This is a genomic window from Xanthomonas arboricola pv. juglandis, assembly GCF_905367715.1.
Taxonomy (GTDB): domain Bacteria; phylum Pseudomonadota; class Gammaproteobacteria; order Xanthomonadales; family Xanthomonadaceae; genus Xanthomonas; species Xanthomonas arboricola.
The window spans coordinates 3,948,422-3,960,442 of record NZ_HG999362.1 but is presented as its reverse complement, the minus strand read 5'-3'; the positions used below and the strand labels follow the sequence as shown (position 1 = coordinate 3,960,442).

Here is a 12,021-nt window from a genome sequence, read left to right as displayed (position 1 = left end):
GTGTTTGCGATGACGATGACGTGCTGGGACGCAGCGCCGTGCAGAACGGCGATGCAAACGCGCGATGACGCGACGGATTGATCGGTCGTGCCGTTGTCGGTGAAAGATCATTGCACGTGAGGCAGTGCATCGCTGCCGACGGACCGTCCGTCGGCGATGCATCCATCAACTGCGTAACTGCACCTTGTAGGTGCCGTAGATGAGTTGCTGCGCCATCGGCCGGCCGATAAAGCGTTCCGGAAAGATCGGCGCCAGCGCGCTGATCCGATCCAGCCGAGCCAGGTGTTCATCGCTCAAGACGATTTCCAGCGCACCGAAGTTGTCCTCGGCCTGCTGCAGCGTGCGCGCGCCCATCACCGGCGAGACCACGGCCGGATTGCGCAAGGTCCAGGCCAGTGCCACCTGCGAGCGCGAGGCACCCAGTTCTTCGGCGACCGCACCGACCGCATCGGCGATCTCCAGCGAGCGTGCATTGAGATGCCCGGTCGAGGCGATTACGCCCTTGCGGCTGGTCGAAACCTCGGCTGCGTTGTCGTCGGAGAGATCGGCGCGGCTGTACTTGCCGGTCAGGATGCCACCGCCCAGCGGCGACCATGGCAACACGCCCAGGCCCAGCTCGCGCGCCATCGGCAGCAGCTCGTGTTCGACGCTGCGCTCGACCAGGCTGTATTCGATCTGCAGCGCCACCAGCGGCGACCAGCCACGCAGCTCGGCCAGTGTCTGCAATTGCGCCACCCGCCAGGCCGGGGTGTTGCAGATGCCGAGGTAAAGCACCTTGCCCGATTGCACCAGATGCTCCAGCCCGCGCATCACTTCCTCCGGCGAGGTGGTGAAATCCCAGGCGTGCAGGTACAGCAGGTCGATGCGGTCGGTGTCGAGCTGGCGCAGGCTGGTCTCGACCGAGCGGATCAGGTTGAGGCGATGGTTGCCACCGGCGTTGATGTTGTCCGGATCGCGCGCCATGGTGAACTTGGTGGCCAGCACGAAGCGCTCGCGGCGGTGCTTGAGCAGCGCGCCGAGGATGCGCTCGGAGCCGCCGTTGGTGTAGTTGACTGCGGTGTCGATGAAATTGCCGCCGCGGTCGGCATACGCATCGAAGATGCGCCTGGCTTCGTCCGCGTCCGCGCCCCAGCCCCAGGCTTCGCCGAAGGTCATGGTGCCCAGCGACAGCGGCGAGACGCGCAGGCCGGAGCGGCCGAGCAGGCGATAGTGGTCCAGCGACAGTGTCTGACTCATGCGATATGTCTCCCGGTAGTGGCGTTGTGCGTGTTGCGATGCACTGTGCCGCGGGCCGCCGCGTCGGCGTGAGCCTGGTGATCCGGCATCCTTGCCCGATCGTCCGGATCGTCAACTCGGCATCGTCACGTAGGGATGCGTGCTCCTGAGGCGCGATTGAGCGACCAAGACGCTGATGTCTGCGACTTCGCTGCAGGGCCCTTGCCCGCCCACCATCGCGGGACACGCCGCAAGTACGTCCGTGTAGGCTCTTACGCGGCATCCATGCCGCGTAAGGTCCCGCGACGGTGGGCGGGCAAGGACCTGTCGAGATGGTTGGGTGTGCATGGTGCAAGCAATGCACGATGCAGGTTGTTCGGATGATCTGCGGGGTGGCTGCAGGGTCCTTGCCCGCCCACCATCGCAGGACACGCCGCAAGTACGTCCTTGTAGGCTCTTACGCGGCATCCATGCCGCGTAAGGTCCCGCGAGGGTGGACGGGCAGGGACCAGTCGAGTTGATTGGTGCGCATGGCTTTCAATAAAACAGCCAGCAAACTGTCTTGTGCGGTGTCCTTGCCGCTTGCGGGACCGTGTGGCGGCATGGATGCCGCCACCGAGCCTCCACGGACGGATTCACGGCGTGTCCCGCGGGCGGCGAGGGCACAGACTAGGCTGTTGACTGCATCTAAACGATGCGACGAATCGGCATCCATGCACAGCAGCACGCTTGCGCAGGCGTATCGCGCGCTGCTGACAATCACGTCACGCCATCAGAAATCCAGCGAATAGCCCAGCGTGATGGTGCGGCCGCGCCCGGCGAAGTAGCGCAGCGGTTCGACCAGGGCCGATTGCGAGTAGTAGGTGATGTACTGCTTGTCGAACAGGTTGGACACACCCATGCGCACTGCGCCACGCGGCAACGCGTAGTTGAAGGTCGCATCCACCAGCGTGTAGCCGCTGAAGCGCTTGTCGGCCTCGTCGAAGGATTGGCTGAAGGCATGCTGGGCCTGCACGAACGAGGAGAACTTCGGCGTCCACTGTGCCGACCACGAGGCGATCACCCGATTGGGCGCCACGTTGAGCCCATCCAGGCGCGCATCCAGTTGCCCATCGTTATCGCTGTCATAGCGGCCACGGGTGTAGGCGTAGGATAGGCGCAGGCGATGCGCTGCATCCAGGCGATAGCCCAGGCTGGCGTCCACGCCCTGCACGCGGGTCTTTTCGCGGCTCATCATGAAGGCGCCGTTGATCGGCACCACGCGCGTGCCCAGATCCGAGTTGGACTGGAAGTAGCTCAGGTCCGCATCGAAGGCGCCGCGCGTGAGGCGGGTGCCGGCTTCCACACTCTTGGTCAGTATCGGCTCCAGCGTGCTCAGGCTGGCCACGCGCGTGCCCGGCGTGTTGATCGCGCGCAGCACGCGGCCCACGTCCGGCATGCCGAAGCCTTCGGAATAGCTGGTGAAAAAGCTCACACCCTCGAGCGGCGTATAGACCAGGCCGGTGTTGTAGAGGGTCTGGTTGAAGTCGAGCGTGCCGCCTTCGACAGCGACCCGGTTGTAGCGCCACAGCGTCTGGTAGCTGTCGATCTTCAACTCGGCTTCTTCGCGGCGCACGCCGGCGTGCAGGGTCAGCGTGGGCAGCAGCTTGTATTCGCCCTGCACGAACAGCGACAGATTGCGGTAGTCCGACTCGGGCACATAGGTCCGCCCGGTGCCGTACAGATCCTGCTTGCCGGTGTCGGCCAGCAGGTCGACGCCGCCGGTGAGCTTGAGCCGGCTGTCGAGCAGGTCGTCCCTGGTCAGGGTGATCTTGCTGCCCCACTTGGAGGCGACCGAACGCGATTGGTCGTACAAGGTGCCGACCGGGGCGATGCGCGGGTCCTGAAACGTGGACGAGTTGTCGGCACCGAACAGCCCTTCGAATTCCTGTTTGAACACCATCGCGCTCAGCTGCATGCCGGCCAGATCGTCATGGGTGTACGACAGGCTGGAGGTCAGCACATCGTTCCAGGGCGCGGTGCCCTGCGGGGTGCCGCGCACCGAGCTGGTGGGCAGGCCTTGCGCGCGGTTGCCGGCGACGCCGATGTAGTCGTTGTCGTTCTTGATGCGGTAGCGGTTGACGCTGACGCTCAAGCGCTGGGTGTCGGTGAGCGCGTAGCCGAGCTTGGCCAGCACGTCGTAGCTCTTGGACGTCATCAGGTCGCCCTGGGTGTTGTCGGCGCCGATCGGCCGGCCTTCTCCATCCACATACAGGCCCTGGTCGCTGTAGCTGGCCGAGAACAGGTAATCGAGCCTGCCCGAGCGGCCGTCCACGCGGTAGCGGGTCTCGACGCTGGTGGTTTCCGCACGCGTTTCGGAGGTAGGTGCGGTGGCCTGCACGTCGATGTGCTGGTTCAACGAGCCGTCCTGCGGGCGCCGGGTGATGATGTTGATGGTGCCGCCGGTGGCGCCCAGGCCGTTGATGGCGTTGGCGCCCTGGATGACTTCGATGCGCTCGACCATCGCATAGTCGATGGTGTGCGCTTCGCGCCCGGTGGGGCGGATCGGATTGGACTGCGGCACGCCGTCGATCAGGATCAGCGGCGTGCGCCCGCGCAGGGTTTCGCCGCTGCCATTCATCTTGCCGCGGCTGGGCGTGTACGAGGGAATCAGGTTGGCGAGCACGTCGGAGGAGTTGCTGGAGATCGTCAGCTGCTGCTGGATCTGCGCCTTGTCGATGATCAACACCGTCTGCGGCGATTCGGCCACGGTCATGTTGGAGCGCGAGGCGGCAACCACCACGGTGTCCAGCGTGTCGGTGACGTCCGATTGCGCGGACGCGGTGGCAGAGGCGAGCAGGCAGAGCGTGGCAACGAACGGCATGCCGGCCGATCCGGAGACGGGAGATTTCATCGGGCAAGGAACTCCAAGGCGCGGTCGGCACAGACGCAGCACGTGCACGGCAACGCGAAAGGTGAAGATTAAATGGGAATCATTATCGCCATTCTAGCAGGCACGAGCGCTGCGACGCTGGGCATGCCGCAGCGTCGCGCGTTACAAATGCGCGCGTTGGCAGCATCGGCGATGCCCGAGCCATGCGCCGCGCGTGCAGGTATCACCTGCGTCGGAAACAGGCGTGTGCATTCCTGCGGCGATGACCGCCTGCACGAATGTTGCAGGCCCGCGCGCGCCGCATCTGCACGCGCACGCAGCGCAGCAGGCAACTGTCTATGCTATGGCGACCGCCATCGAACATCGCAGCCGCGGCATCGTGACCATCAAATTCGACCTCAACGATCTACAGGCATTCCGCGCCGTTGCCGAAAACGGCAGCTTCCGCCGCGCTGCCGAACGCATCCGGATCACCCAGCCGGCGCTCAGCCGCAGGATCGACAAGCTCGAGTCGGCGTTGAACGTCAAGTTGTTCGAGCGCACCACGCGCAAGGTCGCGCTCACCACGGTCGGGCAGGCGTTCATGCCGCAGGTCGAGCGCATGCTCGACGACCTGGACATGGCGCTGATGAGCATCGGCGATGCCGGATCCAGCCGGATGGGCACGGTGACCGTGGCGTGCGTGCCGTCTGCGGCGTACTACTTCATGCCCCAGGCGATTCACGGGCTGCATCAGCTGTTTCCGAAGATACGCATCAGGCTGTTCGATGGCAGCGCCAGTCACGTCAGTGCGGCAGTGGCCTCCGGCGAGGCGGATTTCGGCGTCAGCTTCAGCGGTAACCTGGCACCGGAGGTCGAGTTCGAGCCGTTGCTGCAGGAGCGCTATGTGATTGCCTGCCGCCGGGACCATCCCCTGTCCGGGCGCGAGCAGGTCAGCTGGCAGGAAGCCTATGGCCATGACTACATCACGCTCGACAAGACCTCGGGCAACCGGCTGGTGCTGGATCGGGCGCTGTCTGCATTCACGCCGGAGCAGCCGAGCATCTGCGAAACCCGCCACGTCACTACATTGCTGGGCTTGGTGGAGGCCGGCGTCGGCATTGCCGCCGTTCCTTCGATCGCCATGCCTTCCGGCCCGCATCCGGTGCTGGCGGCGGTGCCGCTGGTCGAACCGGAGGTGTTGCGCAACGTGGGGATCCTCAAACGCCGTGGGCGGACGCTGACACCGACTGCGCTCGAGCTGGCGGAACTGGTGCGACGGATGCCCGCGCGCTCACGGTGAGACCGGATCCAGGCCGGTCGCGCGCGCGACCGCCTGCGCGTCACCCGACTGCAGGTAGGCAAGCAGGCGCCTGGCCGCTGCGGGATGATCCGCGTTGACCGGCACGCCCGCCGCATAGCGCGTGATCGACTGCAGCGGCTCGGGGATCTTGCCGACAACATCCACGCCTGCCACCGGGAGCAGTTCGGCCACCTGCTGAAAGCCCAGCTGATAACTGCCGTCGGCCACCACCGAGCCCACCGGGATGCGTTCGATCTTGCGGCTCTTGGCCATCATCGGGCCCTGGATCTGCAACTGCTTGAACAGCGTGGTCTCGATGTAGACGCCACTGGCGCTGTCGGAATAGGCAACGGAATCGGCCTGCAGCAGCGCGTGCTTAAACTGTTCGACGGTATCGATCTTCGGCTTGGGTGCGCCGCTGCGCACCACCATGCCGATCCGGGAATCGGCCAGCTCCACCCGCGATGCCGGATCCACCAGTCCTGCATCGATCAGTTTTTGCAATGCGCTGCCCACCATGATCACCACATCGGCATGCTCGCCACGCGCAAGCCGGTTGGGAATGGCTTGCGGCGTCTGCCCCATCGAAGGGCCGTGCAGTGTCGCAACTGTCACTCCGGTCTGCCTGCTGTACTGCGGCGCCAGACGTTCGAAGGCGGCGGTGAAACCGCCGGAGGTCATCACGGTCAGATCCTGCGCGGCTGCGGCCGGCGACAGCAGGGCCGTGGCGACAACCGCAGCGAGCAATTTTTTCCAGAGAGCCCGCATCATTTCGCCGCTCCCGCAGCCGTATCGAGGCCGGTCGCTGCCGCTGCGTTGCCATGCCGGCGATACAGGAACAGCGTCGCCAACAGCGCGCACACCGACGCGAACACCAACCAGTACCCAGGGGCCGCCTTGTCGCCGCTGACATGGATCAGCCAGGTCGACATCACCGGCGTAAACCCGCCAAAGACTGCCGTGGCCAGGCTGTAGGCGAGCGAGAAGCCCGCCACCCGCACATGCGCCGGCATCAGTTCGGTAAGCGCGGGAATCATGGCACCGTTGTAGATGCCGTAGAGGAAGGACAGCCACAGCAGCGCCTGCAACATGTGCGCAAAGCTCGGTGCGGATGCAAGGAACGCGAGCACCGGATAGGCGCTCAGTGCGCACACCACCGCCATGGTCACCAGCAGCGGCTTGCGGCCGAAGCGGTCGCTGAGCGCGCCGCCGATCGGCAGCCAGAGGAAGTTGGAGATGCCCACCAGCAGCGTCACGATCAATGCGTCGCCGGTGCTGAGCTTGAGCACGCTCTTGCCGAAGGTCGGTGCGTACACGGTGATCAGATAGAACGCGGTCGTCGTCAGCGCCACCATCAAGCCGCCGGCGATCACGGTGCCGGCATTGTTCGCCAGCCCGCGCATCACCTGCTTCATCGTCACCCGCTGGGTGCGCTGTGCGAACTCCGCAGTTTCTTCCAGGCGGCGCCGCAGCAAAAAGATGAAGGGGATGATGACGCAACCGATGGCGAAGGGAATCCGCCAGCCCCACTGCGCCAGATCCTGCGGCGGCATCAGTTGGTTGAGCGCATAGCCGATGGCGGCCGCAGCGACGATGGCCACCTGCTGGCTGGCCGATTGCCAACTGGCATAGAAGCCGCGCCGCCCCGGTGTGGCCATCTCGGCCAGATACACCGACACACCGCCCATTTCGGCACCCGCCGAGAAGCCCTGCAGCAGCCGTCCGAGCAGCACCAGTGCCGGTGCCCACAAACCGATGCTGGCATAGCCCGGCACCAGTACGATCAGCACCGTGCCGCTGGCCATGATCGCCAGGGTGACGATCAAGCCCTTGCGACGCCCGACATCGTCGATGTAGGCGCCCAGGATCACCGCGCCCAGCGGGCGCATCAGAAAGCCTGCGCCAAACACTGCAAACGTCATCATCAGCGAGGCGAATTCATTGCTCGCCGGGAAGAACACCGCGGCGATCTGGGTTGCGTAGAAACCAAACAGGAAGAAGTCGAACTGCTCGAGGAAGTTGCCCGAGGTCACCCTCAGCACCATCCCCAGTTTCGACTGCCGCGTTGCCTCAAGGTTCGAAGTCTGCATAGATCGCCCTCCACGATAGGTATGCACGTGCGTCTGATAGGTGAGGCGATCGATTCTGGTGGAGCGGGCCGGCATTGATAATTGCTGCTTTCTCATCGACTGATGCGCGTTGAACATCAGCCTGCACTGGAGCAGCGCTCGACTCTCATGGCCGCGATGCGACGAACGCGGCACGCAGCAGGTGCATGCAGGGATTCCGCAAGGCGTGGGTGCTTATCGATCCAAGATGTAGAAGCGAACGCTGTCTCGATCTGCCGATGCGCAGATCAGTCTTGAGCGACGCGCGTGCTACCGCTCTGCATCAAGTACGAGGCCGCATGCCGTGCCGGCAGCCGGGCAACCTATCCGCGCCGCAACAACATCTGGGTGACCAATGCGCGCAGCGCGGGCGGACGCACCGGCTTGGTCAGGAATCCCCAGCCCAGGTCGAGCGCGTGTTCGCGCAGCGCCGGGTCGGGTTCGGCGGTGACCAGGATCACGCGCGGTTCGCGTTGCCAGCGTTGCACCAACTGCGGCAGCAGCATGGGGCCGTAGTGCTCGCCCATGCGCACATCCAGCAACAGCAGCTCCGGGACCTCGTCGGGGCTGGCGGTGGCCAATGCCTCATCGGGTCCGCCGGCAAAGTCCACGCGGCATTCCCAGCGTTCCAGCAGGGCACGGCTGGCTTCGCACACGCGCGGGTCGTCGTCCACGCACCACACGCGGCAGCCGTGCAGGATCGGGTCGTTGGCGTTTTCTGCGGTGGTGGTGATTGGCGGCGGCAATTGCCTGACGATCGCAGCGCGTTCGCCCAGCGGCACGGTTACCGAAAACACGCTGCCGCTGCCTAGCGTGGAGCGCAGGCCGATGCGGTGGCCGAGCAGCCGGCCGATGCGCTCGACGATGGCCAGGCCCAGGCCGGCGCCACGGTCGTTGGCCACGCCGTCATCCAGGCGCCGGAATTCTTCGAAGATCTCTTCCTGCAAGGCCTCGGGAATGCCGGGCCCCTGGTCGTGCACCTCGATGCGCAGCCAGCCGCCGCGACGACGGCAGCCGATCAGCACCCGCCCACGCGGGGTGTAGCGGATGGCGTTGGACAGGAAGTTCTGCAGGATGCGCCGCAGCAGGTTTTCATCGCTCAACACCACCGCGGACGTGGGTACCCAATCCAGCACCAGGCCGCGGTCTTCGGCCAGGATGCCGAACTCGCGGGCCAGCGTTTCCAGCAGCGGGGTGATGGCGAAATCGCGCACCTGGGTCTTCAGGCTGCCGGCCTCCAGCCGCGAGATGTCCAGCAGGCTGTTGAGGATGGCGTCCTGCGCGGCGAGCGCGCCTTCGATGTTGTCGACCACGCGCGCGCTGCCGGGCTCGCGCACCTGCCCGCGCAGGACTGAGACGAACATGCGTGCGGCGTTGAGCGGTTGCAGCAGGTCGTGCACGGCCGAGGCGACGAAGCGGGTCTTGTAGCGGTTGGCGCTCTCGGCCTCGCGCTTGGCCGCGGCCAGGTCGCGGGTCCGTTCGGCCACGCGGTGTTCCAGTGCATCGGCCAGCGAGCGCAGCTCGCGCGCGGCGTTCTTGTAGCTGGTGATGTCGGCATAGCTGGTGACGAATCCGCCATCGGGCAGCGGATTGCCGCGGATTTCCAGCACGGTGCCGTCTTCTTTCTCGCTCTCGCGCATATGCGGTTTGCCGCTGCGCAGATGATTGAGGCGGCGTTCGATCGCCGCTTCGATCGGCCCCGGTCCGAGTAGGCCGCGGCGTGCGTTGAAGCGGAACAGGTCTTCGATCGGCCGGCCGATCTTCAGCAGTTCGGGCGGAAAGCGGAACAGCTCCACATAGCGCGAATTCCACGCCACCAGATTGAGCGCCTCGTCGATCACCACCACGCCCTGCGGCAGGTGTTCCAGGCTGCGGCTCAAGCCGGCGTTGGCCTGTTGCGCGGCGGTGACCACGCCATCCTGCGCGGTACGCAGTTCTTCGGCATGTTGTTGCAGCAGCGTTTCCAGCTCGTGCCGGCTGCGCTGACGTAACGCGGACAGGCGCCGCCGCTGCTGCACGAACAACCACAGCAAGGCCAATGCCAACCACGCACCGGCCGCGGCAATCGCCGCGGCGCGGCCGGCCGCCGCGCTGGCGCGGGTGTCGTGCAGCAGATGCAGGCGCCAGCCGCTTTCGGGCACCTCCAGGGTCTGCCACAGCACCGGGCCGGCGAGCGGTGGGTCGCTGACCTCGGCCAGCACGCCACCGTTGCCGGTCTGCTCGATCAGCCGGCGCCGCAACGGCAGCAAGCCCTGGTCGGCGTACTGGCGGGTGCTGCGCAATTCGCTGCGATCGCGCAGGCTTAGCGGGGCCAGCATGCGGTAGCGCCACTGCGGGCGGCTGGCCAGAAACACCACCGCATGCGCGTCGGAGGCCAGCACGATGTCGGGGGTCTGCAGCCACTCGCGTTCCAGCGCGGCCAGCGCGATCTTGATCACCACCACGCCCTGTACCTGGCCATCGGCATCGACGATGGCCTGCGACAGGAAGTAGCCCGGTTCGCTGGTGGTCATGCCGATGCCGTAGAAACTGCCGCTGCCGTTGCTCAGTGCCTGCTGGTAATACGGGCGGAAGGCGTAGTCCACGCCCACGTTGCTGCGCGCTGCACGCCAGTTGCTGGCAGCCAGCGCAATGCCGTTGTGGTTGATGAGCGTCAGCGTGGAGGATTGGGTGACGTTGTTGGCGCGCTCCAGTTTGCGATTGAGCCGCTCCACCTGCGCGGCCGACAACGGGCCGGAAACGGCCGCGCGCAGTTCCGGGTCCAGCGCCAGGATCTGTGGCAGCGTGCGATAGCGATCGATGCGTTGCTGCAGGGCCTGCGCGTACAGGCGTAGCTGGCGCCGCACGGTGGCGCTCTCCTCGTGCAGGGCGTTCTGTTCGACAAAGTGCCCGGCTGCCAGCATGGCCACCAGCATCCCGCCCAACACGATGGTCAGGGTGAGCAGCAGGCGGCGGCGTTGCGAGGCGTACATGCCGACAAGTATGGCGGTGCGCCGATGCATCGTGCAGCCATCGGCACAGTGGTCTGCGCCACGGCGCCGCCACGGCGCCCCAAAAAAACGACTGCGGCCGCATCCCGGAAGGAGGCGGCCGCAGGGGCCTGCATGCTGGCTTGAATGGCCAGGTTACTGCGTTGAAGCGGTCAACCGAAGCCAACCCGCGGCCGGTAAAGCCCGCGTCAGCTTTGCGCGATAAGGCTTAGAACTGCACCTGCGCGCGCAGCTCCATCACATGCGGGGTTTCATGCACGCCGTTGCGCGTGGCATCCACCCAGCTGTAGTTGGCCTGCATCTTGAAGTGGCTGGTGAGGTACCAGTTGGCGCCGATGGTGGTGTCGTGCTGGCGGCCGCCGCTGACGCGGTTGTCTTCCAGATCCAGGCGGCTGTAGCGGGCGGTGAGCTCGACCGCGCCGTAATCGTGCGCCGGCTTGATGTTGCCCGGTACGCCGCCGGCATAACTGCGCGACTCGCCGGTCAGCGTCCAGGTGCCATAGAGGTATTGGCCCTGCGCGATGTAATGCGGCAGGTTGTCGTTACGCGCCACTTCGGCGCGCAGCGCTTCGCTCTGCAGCGAGAACGGGCCGTGGATCCACACCGCTTCCACGCCAGCGCGGATCACGTGGTCCACATCGAGAATGGTGCCGGTGTCGATCAGGCGCACGTCGGTCAGGCCGGCTTCCGGGCGGGCACGCAGGCGCACGCGCGGGCTGAACGACACGCCGCGGCCGTCGCTGAAGCCGCGCGGGTTTTCCACCGAACCGGCCAGGCCCAGGTGCAGCACGTTGCCTTCGGCCTTGAACGGGGTCCAGGCGGCATGCACGGCCTGGGTGGTGCCCGGGTTGTCGCCCTGCAGGTCCTTGCCGCCGTAGGCGCCGGCCTGCAGCAGGTACTGCTGGCGCTCCAGCGTCCATTCCACGCCGGTGCGACGGCCCTGGAACACCGCCTGGATCGGCAGGCCCAGTTCCATGAAGCTGCCCGCACGCGAGCTCTGCACCGCTTCCAGACCCACCGGCACCTTCATGTAGCCCATCCGCACGCGACCGTAATCCTGGCCGAACAGCGCCTTGGTCTCGACGCGGAAGAACACGTCCAGCCACAGCTTGGACTCGAAGTCGAAATACACCATGGCGTCGTAGACGCCCTTCTTCTTGAGGGTGGCGCCGAATTCCTTGCGGCGGAAGTCGGTGCGGTCTTCCAGGCGGTCGTCGCCGGAGAAGTTGTTGTCGTCGTAGGCATAGTTGCCGGTCAGGCCGAGCTCGGTGCCATCCCCGAAGGTGTATTTGGTGGGCCAGTTTTCCAGCGAGGTGGCCGCATTGGCGGCAGCGGGCGCGGCGGCGATGGCCAACGCGAGAACGAGCGGATTGAGGCGCATAGGTGTGGTCTTCGGCAAGGAGAAGGGGCCGGGCGTCCTGCCATGGCGGTCGCACTGAACAGCTTCAGCAAGCGCGCAGGTTCCGGACGGCCAACAACACAGGAATCGGTGTCTGCGTTAAACGGAATTAACGGCCGGTGGTGGCGCGGCTGAAGTGTAAGGCGACGTTCAGC

General features: G+C 65.8%; 8 protein-coding genes. 1 reads left to right on the top strand and 7 read right to left on the bottom strand.

The genetic code is table 11. The features are described 5' to 3' along the window. Nucleotides 1-165 precede the first annotated feature (165 nt). From KHN93_RS17040 to KHN93_RS17030, 3 genes are all read right to left on the bottom strand, one after another. Nucleotides 166-1,236, bottom strand: coding sequence for an aldo/keto reductase (locus KHN93_RS17040; RefSeq protein ID WP_211920875.1), 1,071 nt, complete (start codon nt 1,234-1,236; stop codon nt 166-168). 436 nt (nt 1,237-1,672) lie between these two features. Next, nucleotides 1,673-1,978, bottom strand: coding sequence for a glycosyltransferase family protein (locus tag KHN93_RS17035; RefSeq protein WP_212579701.1), 306 nt, complete (start codon nt 1,976-1,978; stop codon nt 1,673-1,675). A 9-nt stretch (nt 1,979-1,987) separates the two neighbouring features. After that, complete coding sequence (locus KHN93_RS17030) at nt 1,988-4,108, bottom strand: TonB-dependent receptor (protein WP_244812139.1); 2,121 nt, start codon at nt 4,106-4,108, stop codon at nt 1,988-1,990. Between the two features lie 358 nt (nt 4,109-4,466). On the opposite strand from KHN93_RS17030, the gene KHN93_RS17025 reads away from it, so the two are divergent. Continuing rightward, the gene (locus tag KHN93_RS17025) at nt 4,467-5,369 is read left to right on the top strand and encodes a LysR family transcriptional regulator (protein ID WP_026064333.1); all 903 of its coding nucleotides are present in this window, start codon (nt 4,467-4,469) and stop codon (nt 5,367-5,369) included. Here KHN93_RS17025 and KHN93_RS17020 read toward each other — a convergent pair. From KHN93_RS17020 to KHN93_RS17005, 4 genes are all read right to left on the bottom strand, one after another. Continuing rightward, complete coding sequence (locus KHN93_RS17020) at nt 5,361-6,140, bottom strand: substrate-binding domain-containing protein (protein WP_104560012.1); 780 nt, start codon at nt 6,138-6,140, stop codon at nt 5,361-5,363. The genes KHN93_RS17025 and KHN93_RS17020 overlap by 9 nt on opposite strands. Continuing rightward, nucleotides 6,137-7,486: an MFS transporter gene (gene tcuC / locus KHN93_RS17015; RefSeq protein WP_102255967.1), complete on the bottom strand. Its 1,350-nt coding sequence runs from the start codon at nt 7,484-7,486 to the stop codon at nt 6,137-6,139. The genes KHN93_RS17020 and tcuC overlap by 4 nt, the downstream gene beginning before the upstream one ends. 314 nt (nt 7,487-7,800) lie before the next feature. After that, complete coding sequence (locus tag KHN93_RS17010) at nt 7,801-10,449, bottom strand: hybrid sensor histidine kinase/response regulator (protein WP_104560011.1); 2,649 nt, start codon at nt 10,447-10,449, stop codon at nt 7,801-7,803. Between the two features lie 226 nt (nt 10,450-10,675). After that, nucleotides 10,676-11,848 (bottom strand): OprO/OprP family phosphate-selective porin, encoded by a 1,173-nt coding sequence (locus tag KHN93_RS17005; protein WP_016902551.1) that lies wholly within the window; start codon nt 11,846-11,848, stop codon nt 10,676-10,678. Nucleotides 11,849-12,021: the final 173 nt, after the last annotated feature.